This is a genomic window from Cohnella terricola, assembly GCF_007786475.1.
GTDB classification, from domain to species: domain Bacteria; phylum Bacillota; class Bacilli; order Paenibacillales; family Paenibacillaceae; genus Cohnella; species Cohnella terricola.
Genome location: NZ_VNJJ01000013.1, coordinates 34,249 through 55,596, shown reverse-complemented (window position 1 = coordinate 55,596; position 21,348 = coordinate 34,249). Strand labels below are relative to the sequence as shown.

10 protein-coding genes are annotated in these 21,348 nt (G+C 48.8%); all 10 read left to right on the top strand.

Annotated features, from left to right (window positions below; translation table 11 throughout):
- The first annotated feature begins 10 nt into the window (after nucleotides 1–10).
- The 10 genes from FPZ45_RS19210 (at nucleotide 11) to FPZ45_RS19165 (ending at nucleotide 21,321) form a co-directional block, all read left to right on the top strand.
- Nucleotides 11–1,717, top strand: a complete 1,707-nt coding sequence (locus tag FPZ45_RS19210) for a phospho-sugar mutase (protein WP_425457026.1) — start codon at nucleotides 11–13, stop codon at nucleotides 1,715–1,717.
- 22 nt (nucleotides 1,718–1,739) lie between these two features.
- Nucleotides 1,740–3,806: a DUF5693 family protein gene (locus FPZ45_RS19205; RefSeq protein ID WP_144705480.1), complete on the top strand. Its 2,067-nt coding sequence runs from the start codon at nucleotides 1,740–1,742 to the stop codon at nucleotides 3,804–3,806.
- Between the two features lie 201 nt (nucleotides 3,807–4,007).
- A complete protein-coding gene (csaB, locus tag FPZ45_RS19200; RefSeq protein ID WP_144705478.1) occupies nucleotides 4,008–5,225 on the top strand; it encodes a polysaccharide pyruvyl transferase CsaB in 1,218 nt (405 codons plus the stop codon).
- Between the two features lie 61 nt (nucleotides 5,226–5,286).
- Nucleotides 5,287–6,057 (top strand): WecB/TagA/CpsF family glycosyltransferase, encoded by a 771-nt coding sequence (locus FPZ45_RS19195; RefSeq protein WP_246120508.1) that lies wholly within the window; start codon nucleotides 5,287–5,289, stop codon nucleotides 6,055–6,057.
- A 134-nt stretch (nucleotides 6,058–6,191) separates the two neighbouring features.
- Complete coding sequence (locus tag FPZ45_RS19190; RefSeq protein WP_144705646.1) at nucleotides 6,192–7,319, top strand: glycosyltransferase family 4 protein; 1,128 nt, start codon at nucleotides 6,192–6,194, stop codon at nucleotides 7,317–7,319.
- A gap of 163 nt (nucleotides 7,320–7,482) precedes the next feature.
- Nucleotides 7,483–11,646 (top strand): S-layer homology domain-containing protein, encoded by a 4,164-nt coding sequence (locus FPZ45_RS19185; protein ID WP_144705476.1) that lies wholly within the window; start codon nucleotides 7,483–7,485, stop codon nucleotides 11,644–11,646.
- 481 nt (nucleotides 11,647–12,127) lie between these two features.
- Nucleotides 12,128–15,154: an S-layer homology domain-containing protein gene (locus FPZ45_RS19180; protein ID WP_186438469.1), complete on the top strand. Its 3,027-nt coding sequence runs from the start codon at nucleotides 12,128–12,130 to the stop codon at nucleotides 15,152–15,154.
- Nucleotides 15,155–15,292: 138 nt separating this feature from the next.
- Nucleotides 15,293–17,446 carry a hypothetical protein gene (locus tag FPZ45_RS19175; RefSeq protein WP_144705472.1) on the top strand — a complete coding sequence of 718 codons (2,154 nt, stop codon included), beginning with the start codon at nucleotides 15,293–15,295 and terminating at the stop codon, nucleotides 17,444–17,446.
- A gap of 134 nt (nucleotides 17,447–17,580) precedes the next feature.
- A complete protein-coding gene (locus tag FPZ45_RS19170) occupies nucleotides 17,581–19,083 on the top strand; it encodes a sugar transferase (RefSeq protein ID WP_144705470.1) in 1,503 nt (500 codons plus the stop codon).
- A gap of 12 nt (nucleotides 19,084–19,095) precedes the next feature.
- The gene (locus FPZ45_RS19165; protein ID WP_144705468.1) at nucleotides 19,096–21,321 is read left to right on the top strand and encodes an O-antigen ligase family protein; all 2,226 of its coding nucleotides are present in this window, start codon (nucleotides 19,096–19,098) and stop codon (nucleotides 21,319–21,321) included.
- Nucleotides 21,322–21,348 lie beyond the last annotated feature (27 nt).

The window sequence follows — 21,348 nt, the reverse complement described above, 5'->3', positions numbered from 1 at the left end:
GGGAGGAGATATGATGACAGTAAATCCGCAAAGCCAATACGAAAGATGGCTGAATGATCCGAGCATTGACGAGCAGACGAAAAAGGAACTAAGAGAGATCGCGGGTCAGACGGGAGAAATCGAGGATCGATTCTATCGCGAGCTGGAGTTCGGCACAGGAGGTTTGCGCGGCGTCATGGGCGCTGGAACGAACCGGATGAACCGTTACGTAATCGGCAAAGCGACGCAAGGGTTCGCGAACTTCCTGAAAGGGGTATCCTCTTCTCCTTCCGTCGTGATTGCCCATGATTCCCGAGGAAATTCAGACGTATTCTCCTTGGAAGCGGCTTGCGTACTTGCGGCTAACGGAATTCGCACCTATCTGTTCCGATCTCTCCGTCCGACTCCGCAGTTGTCGTTCGCGGTGCGCGACCTGAAAGCGACAGGCGGCATCGTCGTGACTGCCAGCCATAACCCGCCGGAATACAACGGATACAAGGTATACGACAAGGATGGGGGACAGCTTGTCCCGCATGATGCCGAACAGGTCATCCGGCAAATCCGGCTTGTCGAATCTTTTGACCAAGTCAAAAGATTAACCCAAGCGGAAGCGGAAGCCCAAGGGCTGCTCGTATGGCTAGGCGACGATGAGGATCAACGTTTCGTAGACGCGGTGAAAGCGCAGGTCGTTCAACCGGAGCTGATCAAGAACGGTGCCGGGGCGGATCTGGGTATCGTGTTCACGCCTTTGCACGGCGCGGGCAGCGTCCCGATTCAACGGGTGCTGGCGCAAGCGGGCTTCGCGAAGGTCAGCGTCGTGGCGGAGCAGGAACAGCCGGACGGCATGTTCCCGACGGTCAAATCGCCGAATCCCGAAGAGCAGGAAGCGTTCGCGCTTGCGATCAAGCTTGCCGGCGAGACGGGCGCCGATATTATCATCGGAACGGATCCCGATTGCGATCGCATGGGCGCTGTCGTCAAGAACGATAAAGGTGAATTCGTCGTGTTGACCGGCAACCAGTCGGGCGCCATTATGGTTCAATATCTATTATCGAACCTGAAGAAACAAGGTAAATTGCCGGCTAATGGTGCGGTTATCAAAACGATCGTCACGAGTGAAATGGGTGCGGACATCGCTCAGTCGTTCGGCTGCGAAGTGTTCAGCACGCTTACCGGCTTTAAATATATCGGCGAGCTGATGACGAAGTTCGAAGAGACCGGTTCGCACGATTTCCTATTCGGCTACGAGGAAAGCTACGGGTATTTGACCGGTACTTACGCGAGGGATAAGGATGCGGTGGTCGCGTCTCTGCTGATCTGCGAAGCCGCTGCTTATTATAAATCGCAAGGGAAAACTTTGTACGAAGTATTGCTCGAGCTGTACGAACAGTACGGGACCTATCTGGAGAAGCTGGAATCCCGCACGCTCAAGGGCAAAGACGGCGTTGAGAAAATCGGCGCGATCATGAACGAGTGGCGTTCCGCGCCTCCTCAGGAAATCGAGGGCGTCGCCGTTACGAGAATGCTCGATTACGCTCAAGGGTTGGACGGTTTACCGGCAGAGAACGTACTGAAATTTATGCTCGCGGACGGGTCGTGGTTTTGCTTGCGGCCGTCGGGGACCGAACCGAAGATCAAGATTTATTTTGCGGTACGCGCAGGCGGCTTGGAAGAGGCTTCATCTTCCTTGAAGAAGCTCGTGGACGCCGTAATGGCGCGCGTCGATTCGCTGGCGTAGAAGAAACGAAGGAGTGACCGTTGTGCCCCAGTGGTTGAATACATGGAATGCAAAAATGGCGAAATGGCTTTGGTGGGTCGTGCTGATCGGCGTTGTGGCGTCTTTGCCTGTCGTATACGCGAGAGTGCAGACGGAATCTTCCGCCGACCAGGTCGCGGTCGTCATGAACTATCGCGATCTGCTGCAAGTGTCCAACTCGCAAGCCGATCCCCGGAAATTCGCGCATGAGCAGACTGAGCTTCTGAAGAATGCGGGCGTCAACGGAATGGTCGTATTCGAAAGCACCCTGGAGGAGTTATCCTGGGCTGGCGAGATTAACGTCTATAATGCTTTGCAGGCAGCGCTGCTGGAAGACAGAGTGTCTCCGCCCGAAGACAACGGAACGTATGTTGTCTTTAACCGGCCGGAACATGAGCAAACACTGCGTCCGATCATCGAGTGGGCTTTCCGCCATCATGGCGCGGACGTGACGAGCTGGACGGTTAAAGGGCACTCGGGCTTACGCATCGGCATGGGTTACGACGACGCGCTGCTGCGCCCGATGCAGCCCAATCCGATCGCGATCAAGGAATTAAGAGACGCAGGGTTCCTCGTGTTCCCGCGGCTGTCCGACCGTTTCGAACCGTTCGATCCGGCGGAAGTGGACAAATGGCTGCAGTCGTTCGAAGACCTGGGCATCGATCGGGTGTTGTTCGACGGAGAAGCCGTCACGGGTTATGGCAAAGGAATCAAGTATAAAGGCGTGCAGAAATTCGCCGATCTGCTGAAGAAGCATCATATCGGCGTGGGCATCTTCGAGAATCTGAAGGTTCCGCAGAAGGGGATGGCCAAGCTTTCCAATCTGCTTGGCTACGATGCGATTCGGGCGCACTCCGTCGGAGCGGCAGAAATGACGGCCATCAAGAAACCTGTTCTGGAAGACCGGCTTGTTCTGGCCGTTAAAGATCGCAATATCCGGCTTCTCTATCTAAACGCGACCCCGGTTCGGGATGCGACGAAAGGCCAAGTGACCAACCCGCTCGGAAATATCGTCAAAGCGTTGCAAGGAGAGGAAGTGGAGGACGAAGACGAAGGAACGAGCTCCGTCGGCGTCATTCAGCAATTGCGAGACTTCGGCTTCGAGATCGGGTCTCCGAAGGCATTCGACGTGCATCACGCGCCGGCGGAGAAAATCCTTCGGGCGCTTGCGATGCTGGGCGCGATCGTACTCGTAGCGCTTGCCGTCGGATTGTTTATTCCGTCTCTGCTGCTACCCGTACTTGTAGCGGGAGCGATCGGCGGAGCGGGACTGTACGTGCTGAATTCCACGATTATGGTTCAGGCGCTGGCGTTGTTCGCGGCTATAGCTGCACCGACGGCTTCGGTCGTGCTGCTCGTCAAGCGGATCCGCGTTTTGAGGGAGACTGCAGGCGATCAGACGATACCGGGCATGCGCAGACTGGGCGGAGCCATACTGCTGTTCGTCCGCACCACGATTCTATCGCTGGCAGCCATTCCGCTTGTCGTGGCGATGCTGAACCATATTTCCTACAGCCTCGTGCTGCAACAGTTCCGCGGGGTAAGCACGCTTCATCTGATACCGCTCGCCCTAGTGGCGGTGTACGTCTTCCTGTACGGCCCTGGCAACACAGTGCTTGGCAACGTGAAAAAAATATTGGCGATGCCGCTGACAGTGCTCTGGATCGTCGCAGTCGCGGTTATCGGGGCGGTAGGCTATTATTACTTGTCCAGAACCGGCAACAGCGGCCAAGTGTCGGGTATCGAGCTGCTATTCCGCTCGGCGATGGAGAATACATTCGGCGTGCGTCCGCGCATTAAAGAATTTATGTTCGGGCATCCTCTGTTCCTCGTCGGAATTTTCTTGGCCTTGCGTTACCGTTGGGGCGTGGTGCTTCTGGTCGCGGGGACGATCGCGCAATTGTCGATGGTCGACACGTTCGCGCATATTCACACGCCGTTCCTGTTGTCGTTGATCCGTGTCTTGCTTGGTCTAGGCATCGGATTCCTAGTCGGACTTGCGGCTATTGGCGTATGGCAGGTCATCGAGAAGTTGTGGATACGATGGGCCAAGCCCGCATCGGCGGACTGATTGTTAGAGGACGAAATCCCCTTCGCTCGGAGAGGTCCGAAGCGGGGGGGATTTTGTTGTGAAATGATGATTATGAAAATATTTTTATGGAAATATGCCGGGGATATGGTGTAACGTTACATTAAGTTGTGGAAGCGGATTTTTCCACGGTAGCCCCCGGTGTACACATGAATCGATGAAGAACAAGTAGGCAATCGCGAAATGGAGCATCCTACGGATAATATAGTAGCAACGCGAGAATGGGGGCGGAGAGCAATCGTACGGCGTACAGGAAACGGCGGAGAGAACGGGGCGAAGACCTTTCGTTTGGTCTTGTCCGGTTATTACGGCTTCCGCAACAGTGGAGACGAGGCCGTGCTCAAAAGCATTCTAACGGCACTTGAGGCAGCGGCAGCCAGATCGGGCGTGCGAATCGAGCCGATCGTGCTATCCGGCGACCCCGAGTGGACGAGCCGTCAATACGGCGTCGAGGCGGTTCACCGCACGAAGCTCGGCGAAGTACGCCGAGCGCTAAAGAACAGCGATGGACTGATCAGCGGGGGAGGCAGTCTGCTGCAGGACGCAACCGGATTGGGCTCCATTCCGTATTACTTAGGTATTATGGCGATTGCACGCTGGTGCGGGAAGCCGACGTTCGTCTATGCGCAAGGGATCGGCCCGGTGAACCGCGGCATGTTCCAGCCTTATATCGCGCGAGCGTTCAAGAAGGCGGCTTACGTCTCGGTGCGCGACGAGGAATCGGCGACGCTGCTCCGGAGGTACGGGGTACCGCCGGACAGCATTGAAGTCGTGCCCGACCCGGTTATGGGATTGCCGGCGGGCACGGGTTCGGAGGAGGCCGGGGATGCGGCCTCTGGCAGGGAGGAAACGCCGCCCGTGGTGGGCGTATCCGTCAGGTTCTGGCGCAGCGACCGCGCGGACCTGGATCGCGCGGCTGCGGCGCTTGAAGCGCTGGCCGGGCGTATGGCGGTCCGGCTGCGCTTCCTGCCGTTCCATCGCGGGGCGGACGAGGACGCGTCGCGTTATGTGATGGAACGGCTCATGCGCTCGGGGGCATATGCGGAGCATGAGCTGGAGCTGGCCCCGGCGCACGATGACCCGCAGCGGATGCTGCGGGAGGTTGGCCGATGCGCGCTGCTCATCGGGATGCGGCTTCATTCGCTGATCTATGCAGCGAATCGGAACGTTCCGCTCTTGGGGATCTCTTACGACCCTAAGATCGATCAGTTCCTGCAGCGCCTCGGTCAACGCGCTTTGGGCACGACCGAATCGCTCGATCCGGATTTCGCGGCGCAGCGGGCCGGCGATGTATTGCGCGATCCGGCGGCTTGGCATAAGGCGTGCGACGAGGCGATCGCTCGGCTGAAGAAAGAGGCGGAAAGGCCCGCGCAACAAATTATGGATCTCATACGTAATTAATATAGGCATGCGGCCATTGACAAAATATGGCGGCATCCAACTAGCTGGAGAGTGACTCGCAGTGAATTCCAAACCGAAGCCGTATCCGACGGTTTCCTTGTACGGCGTATCTTTTTCGAAGATGAATATGCAAGAAACGGTCGGTTATCTCGCGAGAGCGATCGAAGCGGGAAGGCCCCAAAGGGTGATTACCGGCAATCCGATTATGCTGATGGCGGGGCTAAGCAATCCATCCTTCCACCATACGCTGGCTACGGCGGATCTTGTCGTGCCAGACGGAAGCGGCGTCGTCTGGGCGGCCCGCAGGCTGAAGCAGCCCGTGCAAGAGCGTGTTGCCGGCATCGATCTGATGCATGAGCTTCTGAAGGAAGGCGATCGCCGCGGATGGAGGGTCTACCTGCTGGGTGCGTCGTCGGAAGTCATCGTAGCGGCGCGGGATAAATTGTCTGCGCAATTCCCGGGCGTGCGTTTCGTAGGTTGCAGGGACGGTTATTTTACCGAAGGAGAGGATGAACAGGTCGTCGCCGGGATTCAAGAGGCGAAGCCGGACATGCTTTTCGTGGCGCGTTCGACGATGAATCAGGAGCCGTGGATCGAGAAGTACCATTCCGAGCTCGGGGTTCCGCTCGTTATGGGTGTCGGAGGAAGCTTCGACGTCGTGTCGGGTAAGAGCAAACGGGCCCCGGCATTGTTCCGGAAACTCGGCATGGAATGGTTTTATAGATTGCTGAAAGAGCCGTCGCGTATCGGTCGCATGATGGTACTTCCTCAATTTGCGCTCAAAGTGATTAAAGACGGAGATAAAGTCTTGAAACCTAACGATCCATCTTGAAAATTCCACGAAAATCGCGTTTTTCTTGAAATACGGCTGAAAACGGCGGAAAGATCACCTTGTTGAATTTCTGGTGACGGGAGTATAATTCATTCCGGTACAGAAAAGGGGAGTTGTGAATCGTGTCTGTTGGGATGCTCGGAGTTGCAATTATTTCATTTATCGCGGCTATGGCATTGGCGCTCGTATTAACCCCGCTCGTTAAGAAATTTGCTCATAAGGTAGGCGCGGTCGACGTGCCGAACCATCGTAAAGTGCATACGACAACGATGCCGCGTCTTGGCGGCTTAGCCATCTATAGCGCGTTCACGATCGGCTTGTTGGTCATGATGCCCTGGGTGCCCGAAGGTTTACTCAGTGCCTATGATCGCAACCTGATAAGCGCTTTGCTCGTCGGCGGCACTGTGATCGTGCTGCTTGGCGCTTTGGATGACAGATTTGATTTGAATGCCAAGCTGAAGCTGCTCGTGCAGATCGGCGCGGCGTGTATCGTCGTATTCGGTTACGGCGTTAAGATCAACTTGCTGAATATTCCGTTCGGTTCGGCCATACAACCGCTCGGCGAATGGGTCAGTATCGCGATCACGATTGTCTGGATCGTCGGCGTCACGAACGCGATCAATCTGATCGACGGATTGGACGGGCTCGCGGCCGGCGTCTCCGGTATCGCGATCGCGACGATTCTCGTCATGGGCATCGTGATGGGCAACGAGGCCGTCATCTTGCTGGCTACATTGCTGCTCGGAAGCATCGGCGGATTTCTATTCTTCAACTTCCATCCGGCGAAAATATTCATGGGCGACTCGGGGGCGCTATTCCTCGGCTTCGCTCTTGCCACTCTATCTATGCTCGGCTTTAAGCAGATTACGATCGTATCCTTCGTGACACCGCTCTTGATCATTGGCGTGCCGTTGTCGGACACTTTCTTCGCCATCATCCGGCGTTGGGTTCAGAAGAAACCGATCTTCGAAGCGGACAAAGGTCATCTGCATCACTGCTTGCAACAGCTTGGTTTCAGCCATCGCAAGACGGTGCTGATCATCTATGCGATCGCAGCGTTCTTCGGTACATGCGCGGTTATCCAATCTTCCGTATCGAGCAAGGGCTTCGGCAACTGGATCACGTTTATCGTCATCTGCGCGCTCGTCTTCCTGTTGCAGATCGGCGCCGAGCTTATCGGCATCGTCGACAAAACCCGCCGTCCGGTGCTCGACTTCCTGGCGAGACTTCGGATGAAGCCTCAGACGGATTCGCGGAAATAAGCGACCTTTACTCAATTAACATTCTCTAATGAGGGTGTGAAATCTCCGAACTTCTCCAAGTTTCGGAGATTTTTTATTTTTTTCGCCTAAATATTCCTCCCCTCGTGTCCGATAACAGAGATACACCCATAAAGCCGGGAAGACAGGTAAGGAGGAACTTATAGTGTTTAGAAAATTTAGTGCCGTATTTCTAGTATTCGCACTGCTGTTACAGCTGTTCCCTGCTCCAGCGCAAAAGGCGAACGCGGCGGTCGGCAACGGTAGCTTTGTTTTCCCGAGCGTCAGCTCGGATCCGAATTCGTACACCATCACGACGGATGGGCTGTTTACGCTCCAAGGCTCCATCAATAACGTCAATCCGAACAAAATATCGTATAGTATATACCAAATCATCGATGATAAAAACGACGTCATCGGTTCTTCCAGACTCGATCAATCGAATAACGTCTATACGGAAGGCAATTCGATTACGGTATTTAACGTTGCCCTATTCCCGGGCAAAAACAAAATTACGTTTAAGGGCGTTCAAAGTGGCGGAGAAGTCTCCGACTCTTTCTACATTGACTACCGTAACGGTCCGTTGTTTTATAACCTGACTGCGCAGATCGACGGACAAGCGTTCCCTGTTCAAGACGGTAAGACGACGGTCGTTCATTCCGCTGCATCCAAGGGGCGGAGCACCTACGATATCAGCCTTACGGGTAACGCTCCTAACGCGCAGAGCGTAACGATTATCGTAAACGGCAACAGTAAAACCTATAATGTAAACCAAAGCAATAACAATAGTTTCGTCGCTTCCCCGATCAACTTAAAGAAGGGGAAAAACCTGGTCACGATCCGGGTGAAGAACAATTCGCAGACGTTAGAGACGACGCGCGAAATCGCCTTCTACAATGGCAGCGTCACCTACTACGACGTGAATATTAACGAGGGCACCGACAACGGAATGGCGTTAGAGTACTATCCGAACTATAATTATACTGCTAATGGCAAAGGCAATGTCCAAATCACAGGTAAAGTCATTGTTCCGAACTCGGAATATGCAGACGTGCCCAACGGGCAGCTTGAGCCGCATCCGGATCCTGCATGGCCGGTTAACAGCACGAGTCCGTTAACCAGTTCGAAGCTAGTCAAGGTCAACTATAAGCTAATGACGGGCACCACGACATCCGTTAGCGGTTCCGTATACGCGACCAGCACCAGTACCAACCCGAAAGATAAGTTTTTCGTTTATGAGTTTACGCTGTCTCCTGCCGATCTAGTGTCCACCGGATTAGCAGACGATACGCTGTATAACCTGCAATTGATGTCCGATAACGAAGTGAATAAGCATCTTAACATTACGCCGATCTCCGAAGGAACAAGCGACCTCGGATTCAGGCTGCAAAACGGATCCAGTCCATATATTTACGAGGTCAATTATCTCCAATCCTATAACGGTACCAACTATGAGAACATTACGGGCGGCAAGTTGGATGGAGCGAATCTTTTCGCGATGCCTTTCGGCGTCGAGATTCTCATCGGTAATCCAACTGCGTACGCTGATAACGAAGAAGCAGTTGTGATCAACTCGATCAAAGACGTATCGGGCAAGACCTATAACCTAACGGATAATCCGCCAAAGTTTAGTTACAAACGCGTGAATACCCAGGCAGGCGACGTAACTACCGTTACGAAAATGGTCAACGGGTTAACCAAAACATTTTATCGTCTCGTATACGAGTTCGATGAAATGCCGGTAACCGGCACGCAAACGATTAACTTCAAGATGCTAGCGGGATCGGCGGCCGTCAAGCCGACTACGGTTAATCTTCTCTATGGACCATTTGTGAATTATGCGAAAGCCGTCGACGGTTTGATTATCAGCGTCGATACGACGTTGGACGAGGATCTTCAAGCAAAGTATGTCATCACCGATATGTTGGGGGATTTCGCCGGTACATTCAAGAATATCCCTAACGTTGGCGATATCAAGTACGATGGGCCGACGGCCGGCGATAATAGAAGGCAGACGGTGTTCTTCTACATCAACAACTCGCTTGTTCCTTTGAAGCAAGATACGAACGGGAAGGCAACCGACTTCGTGCTTGCCGAAGGTACAGCTCAAGGAGATATATCTCTAAAAGACGCTTACAACAAATTCTTTACCGGAGAGAACAGCATCCGAATTCTCTATCAATCGGATAAGGACTACTACGAGAAAACGATCAAAGTGAACATAGTACCGACGAATCTGCCGGTGATTCCGGCTCCCGGTACTTCCGGAGTATTCCCTTATAGCAAGCAGTACGACAAGCCGTTGCCGAACGATCCGAACTTCCCTATGCGGGGTAGTATCTATACCACGACATTATCGGAAATGAACATATTCGGAACGTTTGATTTCATAGATCTCGGAACAGATGAGACCACCGTTTCCAGCAAATTGGCAGGCATTGCTACCACGATCAAGGAAAAATACATTCTTAAAATTACGACGCCTGCCGAGAAAGATCCATGGATGTGGGACTTGTCCCAGTCCCTTGAATTGATGAGGAACGGAGAGATTGTAACGACGATCAACCCGGGCAGCGATCTGGGTAACCTGTCCGTTCAGTACGATCTGGAATCACAGACGTTCTCCTTCATTCTTAAAAATCAGAAGTTGAACAAAGACGGCAGCCCTAAGATCTATAATTTCTTCGTGTACAACAGCGGAGAAGCAGGACCGCGCGCCTCGTATCGCTTGGAAGTCGATCCGACCGCTATCCCGTATTCGTTGTTGAGGCCGATCTTGCCGCAGAAGAATATTGTGAACCAAAACTTTATCGAAGTTGTGATCGACGCTCCTGGCGCGGATAAGATCATCATTAAGGGCGGCGATGTGAAGTCGGCCCAGATGGAGAAGATCGATTTCGATACCGATAATGACGGCACTATCGATTACCCTGGCGCATTCCGTTACTTCGTGACGGGACTGAAACCGGGCAAAGCGAATAAGATCGAATTTACGATCTCGAACAAGAACGATTCGTCCAAGGATTTCATCGAGATTAAGTATGTTCCGACCAACATTCCAGGCGCGGCATTCTTGGAAACGATGAAGGCTAATCACAAGCAATTCGACGGCAGCCTGAATTTGAAATTCCCTAAAGGCACGACGCTGATTCGCCAAGATTTTAACGTTCCGCAAAATTTGAAGAACCAGATCTTCGACGGACATAAATTGTTGTTCGCGATAGCGAACCCCGAGGACGGAGTCGTGGATCGCCGCGAATTCGAAACGCTGCCGGCGAACTTCGATTTGATTCTCGAAAGCTTCGGAACCCGATTCAACGTATCGTTCCCGACGCACTTTACGAAATCGAGTCCGGTGTTCTGGATCGATGCGGGTCTTGCGGACGATCCATCGACAACCACGTACGATCCGCTCACCATGGGCGTCGATCCGTACCAATTCCCGGGAGCCCGGGCTCCGAACGGATCTTGGATCCCGACTTACGATGACCGTCCTGACAACCGCGAGCTCATGACTTCGAAGATCGGTACGCTTGAACTGAAGTACGATGTGAACATGAGAGATACGGTAGGTACGATCATCACGGCATTCCGTTACGACGTGAAGAATAAGTATTGGGAAAACATCGGCGGAGTCGTCGATACGAAGAAACATACGATTACGGTTCCGTTCTCGCAATTCGGATACTATGTCGTCGGCAAGATGGTTTACTCTTATTACGACATTACGCAGCATCCAACTGCGAAGAACTATATGGAAGCAATCTACGCTAAGGGCGTCATGAACCCGGTCGGTTACGACCAGTTCGGCGCGGACCTATTCACGAGCCGAGGCGAGTTTGCGAGGATGATGGTCAAAGCGGCCAATATTCCTTTGAACTACGAACTGAGCAAATCTCACTTTGATGACGTGCCGTATACGATTAATGCCGAAGCGCTATGGGATTATCGTTACATCGAGACGGCAGCTCGCGAAGGGCTCATCCGTGGCACGACGCCAAGGGCTTTCGAACCTCTAGCTCCGGTAACAAAAGAGCAGGCAGCAATCATTATTGCGCGTACGCTCAATCTGAAGCTAGAGACCGATCCGAAAAAAATAAACGCTACCTTGCAAAAGCAGTTTAAGGATTACACGACGATCGAGTACTATGCACGTGCGTCAGTTGCGGCCGTAACGAAAAAAGGCTTCCTGACAGGCACGCAGGTTGATCCGGAAAATCCTAAGAAGGGCTTCGTGTTCGAACCGAGTTCGAAACTGAGCCGTGCCGAAGCGGCAATTCTGGTTGCCAGAGTACTGGCGGATCAGAAACGTCTGCCTAAGATCTACTAAAGATGAGGCACCTCTGACCGGTTGTTGAGGTTAGAGGTGCTCTCTCGTCTTGAATGCTTCATCTTGGCGGAATAGGAAAAGATTTGGCAATGATTTAAAGACTAGGCCAAGCTATACTAGAGTAGCGAAGCGCCCTACATAACGAATATGGTTCGTTCGCCAGGCATAAGGTTAAAAAATGTTTGAAGAAATCAAATCAGACCGCAACTTTTCCCGATCTCGTGCGTTTAAAGTGATGTGTCTCCGCGAGAGGGTCCGAAGAACTAATCTTCTATTCTCTCAACGAAATTGTGCTTTACGCTGGGCAAGAGTCTCATGTATAATGAGTAAAGTGGCATATTTTACCCTGCCTGATTTTTGTTTGTAAGGATATTTTTTCTGCCAGTTTACAAGTTTCTGCGACATGTATCTACTAAATAGACATGCCGTCAGACATCAATTATAGACAATGCTCTTCTCAAGGAAGGGGGTGAAAACGCCGATGAGAGATTCGAGCTACAATTTTCACACACAAACACAACAGAAATTTTCTCGAGGAGGAGAAAAAAAGGTTATGAAGAAAAGTTTATCTCTTCTGCTTTCCTTTGCCCTGGTATTCGGCTTGTTCGCATCCATGGCATCCGCAGCCGACACTACGCTGACGACTGCACAAAAGTACCAAGAACTGAAAGACAAAGGTATCCTTAAGGGTACGACAACAGGCAGCGACGAGCTGGGCAGAACACTGACTCGTGCAGAGTTCGCTACGATCGCTATCGCTCTTGCTAAATTGCAAGAAGAGAAGCCTGCTACTGCTACGTTCACTGACGTTACTTCCAAACAATGGTGGTACGGCGCAATCGAAGCTGCTGCTAAAGCAGGTTTGGTTGAAGGAACTGGCAATGGCAAGTTCTCGCCTAAGAACGACGTAACTGTTCAAGAAGTTATCAAGATTGCTGCTGGTATCGCTGGCCTTAAGCCGGTTGAAGATGCAAAAGTCGAAGGTGCTGCTTCTTGGGCTGCTGGTGCAATCCAAGCTGCTCTTGACGCTGGTCTGATCTCCACAGGTCTTGACTACGCTGCAAAAGCAACTCGCGGTCAAACAATCGACATCGGTTATGCAGTTTTCAAAGCAGCTAACCCTGATGTTCCTACTAAAGTTTCCGTAAAAGAAGCTAAAGCAGCTGGCGTTCAAAAAGTTGCTGTAACTCTCGACAAAGCTGTCGATGCGGATAAAGCTAAGTTCACTTTGAAAAAGGGCTCCGTTAACGTAGTTCTTGACAAAACGACTTGGTCCGAAGACAAAAAAGTCGCGACTCTCGTTCTGAAAGACGTTAAGATCTCCGAAGGCGAGTACACAGTTACGCTGAGCGGATTGGATGCTGACTCCGTTGCTACGGACAGCGCTAAATTCACTGCGCAAAACGAATCTGTTAAGTCCATCGACTTCGTAACTTCCGTTTCCGAAATCGCGTATTCCAAGAAAGCGAAAGTTAAAGTTGCTGCTAAGAACCAATACGAAGAGCTGGCTTCCTTCCCAGCTTCCTACTACTCCGTGTTCACTGGTTACAACAACACGAACGAAAGAGTAGTAAAAGCTGAAGATGGCCATCTGAACATTGTATTGGATACGGATGCTTCTGGAATTATCCAAGGCGTTAGCCAAATTCCGTTGACGATTTACTTCAACGATACTCGTCTGACTGCTACCAAAACGTTCAAAGTAGGTAACGCTCCTTTCGTACAAAAAATGCAGCTTGGCGAAGTTAAATACGACGGCAAGAAAACCAGCCTCACAGGCGCTGGCGAAGTTGCTAACGTAGCAGTTAACCTGTTTGACCAATACGGCAACCCGGTTAACGGCGAACAAATCACTTTGAGCGCTGCAAACTTCAATGCTTTCGTAACTCCTCAGCCGAACAAGTTGACTGTTAAAGTTGACGACTTCAATGGCGATTACGACTATGAAGCAAAAGTTACGCTGAGCCAAAAAGAAGCTAAATCCGGTACGTATACATTGACTGTATATGCTGGCGGCGCTTCCGATACAGCTACAATCAGCGTTACTAACGGTAAGGTTGTAACGAAAGTGGCATTTGGCGACTTCGACAAAACGATTGCTGTTGGCGACACTGCTAAGAGCTTCTACGTTCCAGTTATTGGATATGACGTTGACGGCAACACGTTGACGAAAGAAGAGCTTTCCGATGCGATCAACGTTGCTCGTATCGTTCCTAACGTTTCCGGTCCAGTTAACGGATTCAGATTCGTTGATTCCGGTCCTAACAAAGGATCTATCGAAATTCAAGGCGTTACTGCTGCTGCAATCGCTAAACAAGTAATCTTCGTAAGTGCAAGCATCACGCAAATCGATGCTCAAGACTACAAAAATACGACGATTACGATCCAAGATCAACGCGTTCCTACGAAGTTGGTTCTGGATGGCAGCGGCGCTGCTCCAAAAGCAGTACTGGGCGCTGACTCCGAATTTAAGTATCTGATCAAAGACCAATACGGCGAGACTTACACGAGCCTGGCTGGTCACAAGATCAACGTTACTTACACAAATCTTGACCAAACGACCTCTGGTACGCTGCTCGTTGCTAAAGACGCTGCTAACACTGTAGTTGGTACGCGTGCTGCTGATTCCGGAACATTCGTTTACGGCAGCACTGACGGCGCTGCGTTCAACGCCGGCTTCAAGTTCGACACGAAACCTAACCAATTCGGTACTGTTCAATTCAAAGCAGAACTGATCAAACTACCTCACGGTACTGTAACGACTGACACGACTCTGTCCGCTGTTACGCAAACGATCCAATCGATCGACCCAACTAAGGTTGATCTGACTTACAGCCTTAAAGATCTTGGCAACCTGTATGCAATTGTAGATTCCGGATTGCACCGTGGCGAAGATCCTGTAACCAGCCATGTTCACAAACAAGTGAAAGTTGCTGTTAAGGATTCCGCTGGCAACGACGTAGCATATCCTAGCGAGCTCGTCCAACACGTAACGGTTTCTAACAGAGTAGCTGTTGATGCTAAAGCTGACTTGACAGTGAACAATCCAGAACTTCCTGGATCTGTAACTCAAACTGCTTACTACGTATTGGGTAACAAAGCAGGTACCGCTACTGTTAACGCAACAGTATACGGCGCTAAAGGCGAGATCATCCAAACTTCCGGCACGGTTACAGTGAAAGCTGATCCGGTCGAAGTTGCTAAGATCTCCGCTGGCAACGGCGACATCAAGAAAGCTTCTGGAACTTCTACAGATGCTTACGCTCTGATGGATCTGAAAGTAGTTGACAGCTATGATATCGAGTACACAAAAACGAAGATCGCTGAATACAACGATCTGATTGGTATCACGTACTCTATTACTGGCATTAAAGGTGATGCAACGGCTAAAGTCTATGTTGATCCTAATAGCCACATTGTTTCGATTAACGGTAATGTAAAAGAGTTCTTGCTGACTGCTACTGCAGCTAATGGCAAGTCCGCTAGCACTTTGGTATACGCTCCTTAATTGTAGCTGAACCAAGAAAGACTGCCGGGAATACTCCCGGCAGTCTTTTTTTTGTTATTCTTATGATCTATGCGCAACTATATTGATCTGCAAATCGTTTATATTAGTAGACAATTCCAGAGCAGGAGGATGGGAACGGTGAACAGATTCAAGAAGCTGTCCGTATTCGTATTAGCATTCAGTATAATCGGAACTTCACTACAATCAGTACCCTATGCGAAAGAGGCCGCGGCTGCATCGACAGTCAAAGTGTTGGAACCGGTAACACTGGGTAACGTTAAGCTTAAGGATAATGTGATGGCGAAGGTATCTAATTTAATCGTAATGCCATCAAACACGAATCAAATCGTGGGGCTAACGCTGACAATACAGAATAACAGTAATGCAGAAATTAACTTTCTTGATTATTGGGTAAATCTGTATACCAAAAGCGGAACCAAATTAAGCTTGCAGATGGCCGATTCCAAAGCAGGAAAAATACCAGCAAAATCTACGGTAAATATAGACTTTGTCGGTACGCTTGGCAACTCCATTAAAATCACCGATCTAATCGTCAAAGTAATTAAATGGGATTTTTCGGCGCCAGCGTACATGAGAGTATTAGGCCAACTATCCGTTCCGACTACATATAATCCGATTACCGCTTCTACCAATGGTAGATCAGTCATCACGGGTGATGTTAAAGCTTCATTTGTCGTTAAGCAGGCAACGATCGGTAAGAGCGAAAGTTATTACAGACCGGATATTAAGCTGACTATCAAGAATAGCGGAAACCGTACGATCACCCTGCCGGAATATCAACTTTTTATCCTTACGAAGAATAACCTTATGTATCCGCTAACGGTACAAGATATGAAGGGGGCGACCCTGGATCCGTTGACGGAGAAAGAGTTCCAATTGACGGCCTCGATTCCGATCGCGGTAGAAGAAAGCGGCTGGAAACTGGCTGTAATCAATTCAATCAACGAAGGGAAAGACAAACAGCCTTTAGCTTTATTTAATTTGCCTAAGGCGCAAGTGGATTCTGGAGACGTTGTCGGGAAATATTATACGTTCTCGAATTCCCAAGGAATATATAACATTAAGCTGAATTCAATGAATCGTCTTCCTATTGATGACGAAGATCTTGTTATCTCCAATCTGACTATCGCGAATAAAGGTAATACTACGTTACCTTTCCCGGTTTTGACAGGTAAATACATTTTGAACGATTCAATTGAAAAAACGGTAACAAGCACGAATTTGAATAAGATCATTTCGATTAAACCAGGCGGCACGGCTAATATTCAATTAGTTAGCAGAGTCCCTTACACGTTCGACATTTCGAATCTGAGTCTTGTCGTGCAACAAAAAGAAAAGTCCAGCGGATCTAACGAACAGTTGAATGACTTGGTTAAATTTACGACTAAAGGTAAATTTGATGCGATAGATAAAGTTTCTTACGATAAAGGATACAAAATCGAAGATGTCGGCTATCGATCGGAAATAAAAGTCAAAAATCAGAAATTGCACACTGGCGTTAGTGTTGATTTGCTGGTTGCTCAAGTCACGATTGAAAACCAGGAAAAACGCCAAATTATCGCGCAGAAACTTGCAGGTTATTTTGAAAAACCGGACGGCACAGTGTTCCCTGCAACTTTCGATAACGTCACGGAAAAGCTAAGTCCAGGCGGCACTGCAGTTGTATATGTGTCGGCCGCAATTCCGAAAAATACGGATATCAAAGATATTAATCTTGTCGTCGGCAAAGCGATTACCGAAACGGCATCAAGCACACCGCAATCGGGTGAAGGCACAGAGACACTTGTAGGCTACACAGACCCACATTCGATTAAGTTGCCGGCATTGAGTGCTCCGCAGGAGGGGCTTCAAAATATCGACCTGAGTCCATTTGAACTGTCCATTACGCGAGTAGGAACGCAAACCAGATTCGATATAAATGAAGTAAGCTTGAATTTCGAGTATTCGCTAAAAACGAATCTCTTGACCAAGGCGAATACGAAAGATCATAAAATTATTTTTGAGATCAAGGACGATACTCGCGATTATGCATTCTCTAGAGAATTAGCCCTACCTTCTGCGAATCCTACGGGATCCGGAAGCGAGAACGCTGCCCTTATGATCGGCGAGAACAAGATTGCGCTGCAACCGTGGGTAAATGATAAATTCGTATTCCTAATCGATGTGTTGAAGGATTTCCATTTGAATGTATATTATCAAGTTCAGCCTGGGTTCAAAGTCCTTATTGCTTCTCAGAAATTACCTTGGTATGTCGATAAAAAACTGAACTAAAATCCCAAAGGGCTGAACAGAACGTCTGTTCAGCCCTTTCGACATCATTACAGATATTTCTTGTCGAAAGACCACTCAAGTAAATATATATGTTAAAATGGAAGTAGAATCACATTAAATTGGGGATATATGGGATGAATTCTAATGAACGAATTACACTGAATACATATCCAAATACGACATTTCACGTAGGCTCGATTGCGGAACAACGCATTAAAGTGAGTAAATTGCCTGTGCTTGTGGATAGGTCAATATTTTGGGCCAAGTTTGTCGGATATGTGTTAACATTTTATTTGTTAATATCTCTAAGGGTTATCCCTGATTTCCAGGGTATAAGTCAATACAACCCAATCGATTGGGCGCAAATATCCATCTTTACCGACTATGTCCTATTCCTAGTAATTCTGCTCGTTTTACAGTTCTTTATGCATCTGCAAAATAAACTCTTTTCCTCTAGGCAAGAGAACTCTTTTACGGAAGAGTTTTTATTTGAGTTCCGAATGATCATAACCTCATTTATGATTACGTTGGGCATAACCTTTTTGTTAAAAACAACCTTCTTATACTCTCGATTAACATTGATGCTATTTTTGCTAGCGATGATTGTGGAGTCCGTGTGCTGGATCGCCGCTCGAAGAACGATTATGAGTCAACTGTATCAAAAAGGTTCAATAAATAATAATGTGTTGATCGTAGGCGCTGGTAAAGTCGGTTTGGATGTATACGATAAAATAGTGAAAACAAACGTCCGGGAAATGAGATTCTTAGGATACTTGGACGATTATAAAACGAATACAAATATCATTGGCAAGATATCGGATTTAGAGAAGCTGCTCCAGCAACAGAGAGTGGATACCCTTTATATAACGATACCCTCCGAGAAACATATCGTCCAATCCATGTTACGGACGGTGTACAAATACGATATTGATATTCGAATCATACCTGAGATGTTTGACCGTATGTCTACGGTATTCTCATTCAGAAGCGACTTGGAATACCCATGTCTACAGGTCGTGAAGACGCCTTTAAGAGGGGTTAACGTACTGATTAAGAGATTCTTTGATATCTGCGGCAGCTTTTGTCTTCTTGCAATGCTGTCTCCGTTTTTCCTGATTGTCGGAATTGTGATCAAACTGGAGTCTCGAGGCCCCGTTTTCTTTAAGCAGAAGCGAATAGGAAAAAATGGATTGCCCTTCAATATGATTAAATTTCGATCCATGAAGCAAAACGCGGAAGCAGAAAAAGAGAAACTGTCGGATCGGAACGAGATGTCAGGCCCCGTTTTTAAGCTGCGAAATGATCCTAGAGTAACTCGAGTAGGCGGTATACTTAGACGATACTCCATAGACGAACTGCCGCAGCTTTGGAATGTTCTCAGAGGACAAATGAGCTTAATCGGCCCTCGACCACCACTTCCAGATGAGGTAGCGAAATATACGGATTATCACTGGAGAAGAATGGACGTTTTGCCGGGGATGACCGGATTGTGGCAAGTAAGCGGTCGAAGCGATTTAGATTTCGAACAATGGCTAGACCTCGATATTTACTATATTGAGCATTGGAGCTTCATGCTTGAGATGAAAATTTTGTTTAAAACAATACCGGTCGTCATTAAAGGTGCCGGCGCATACTGAGGAGTGTAACCGTTGAAGAAGCATAATACGATAAATGCAATGGAATGGATGGCATGGGGCTGGATTGCAATTTTACTGCTGTTAAGTCTGAGCACGAACGCGATCTTCGAAGGACTTAGTTTGCACGTAAGTAATGTAATATTAGTCTACGAACGTCCCATCCTATATGCATTGTTTATCAGTGCTTTGGTTGTCATCTGGGTAGGGATTCAGGTTTATCAAAATCGATTGACCTTTGAACGCAGGATGATATATGCGGCTGTGGGATTTCTATTTTGCCTGATGCAGATCATTAGCAGCTTTAATTCCGAGTCCGCGATCATGTCGAAATATGGCATCTGGACCAGCCTGATGATAGCTTTATTTTTTGCAGCAGGTACATTCATAACGCAACATGATCGAATTGTGAATGCATTTCCGAAAGTATATTTAGCCTTTGGATATATCATTGTGTTTTATGGTTTTCTTAATCTGTTGGGTAATGCCTATTTATTGGATTCGCTGGCATATTATGAAGGCATACGGATTACGTCTATCTTTCAATACCCGAATGCATATGCGGTGCTCTTGTTGACTCTGTGGTTGGCGATCCTGGTTGAGATCAACCGAACGAAAAACAAATGGGCTCGGCTGTGGCACGGTTTCATGTTGGTTCCGGTATGCGTCTCGTTCCTGTTAACCTTATCACGCGGTGCCTTGATTATTCTTCCGGTTATCGCGATCGTAATATTGATGATGTTCAGGTTTAAACAACAGATCATGATCATTTTGTATTCTGCCATCGGAATGGGGCTCTCGCTGGCCATATATTCACACTTGGAGAATGCGGGGACAAAAGTTTTTGATCGTATTCAACAAGCGTTCGGGGCGCAATCCCCAATCGAGACGCAATCGATGTTCTCCTCACCCTCCATCTCTTCATGGGCTTTGCTTGTCGGAATCTCGATTATCATGGCGATTTTCGTACATTTCATAGCCAAATATGTAGAACCTTGGATCGAGAACGTATCGGCCAAACTTAACGTCAAATGGGCGAACAAGCTGGTACCCATCGTACTTGTGATTATGTTTATCTTGGGCGCGTTAGTCATCACGAGCGATGCGGTGGCGAAAATGTTGCCGGATGTCATTCGCAGTCGCCTAGGGAACATTAATCTTCAAACCCACTCCGTATACGAACGCCTTACCATGTACAAGGATGCGTTCGACATCTGGAGAAGCAGTCCGATTATCGGACACGGAGGAGGCGCCTGGGAGGCTTTCTACGAGCAGCATCAATCATATTCCTATCTGAGTTCGCAAACACACGGCTATCTCATGCAATTATTGATAGAGATTGGTTTGTTGGGCGTTATTGTATATCTTGGCCTAATCGTTTCCGTAGTGTTCGCTTTTATCAGATTCTATCAGAAGGCGAGCGAGGAAGACCGTAATAGAATGATCTTCTATTTTATTGTACCGATTACGATTCTTCTCCACTCCTTGATTGATTTTGAGATGAGCTATTTGTTCTACACGTTGATCGTATTTTTATGCTTAGGAATAATGGCCGGAACGCAGCGGCAACAATTGAAGCTGATCTTAGGTAAGAAGGGGCAGCAAAAACTAAAATGGGCGGTTTCCGTCGCGGTGATCGCTCTCGTTCTGATTATTGTCATTCCAACTAGCAGGCAACTGGTTGCGCTTGACAAATTTAAACAAGTACAAGCTGACATTCGCGGCAATGTGGAATTTACCCGGATTGCGAATAAGTTGGACCAAGGACTGCGGAATTCACCGAAACACCCTGTGCTATTATTGCAAGCCGTTTCGCTGTATTACCAGGGATTTCAACAAACGCAGGATACGCAATTCTTGGAGAAAGCGAACGAGTATGCAAGCAAGCTTAATAAGTTCGAGCCTCGTAATCGGGAAGCGGTTGAATTCAATCGACTAATCGCTTTAGGAATGGGTGAGCAGAACAAGGCCATTGAGATCATCTTGCAAGCGGTAGACCGTTATCCATTCGACGAATCATTGTACGATTTAGCTGCCAATGATTTGATCAACAAATGGCAATCGTTTGCTTCTGGAACGAATGAAAGCAACGAAGTGGCACAGCAAATAAAAGACCTCTATCTGGAAATGGAGAGACATCAAAAAATGGTTGACGATCTCCCTGACACGATTATTCTGTTAAAAGGTTTTAAGGTCACCGAGGCTGTGAGATTGGCTGCCGAAAAAGTGAGTCAAGGATAAAGAAAAAAGATAATGAGCACGATTGTA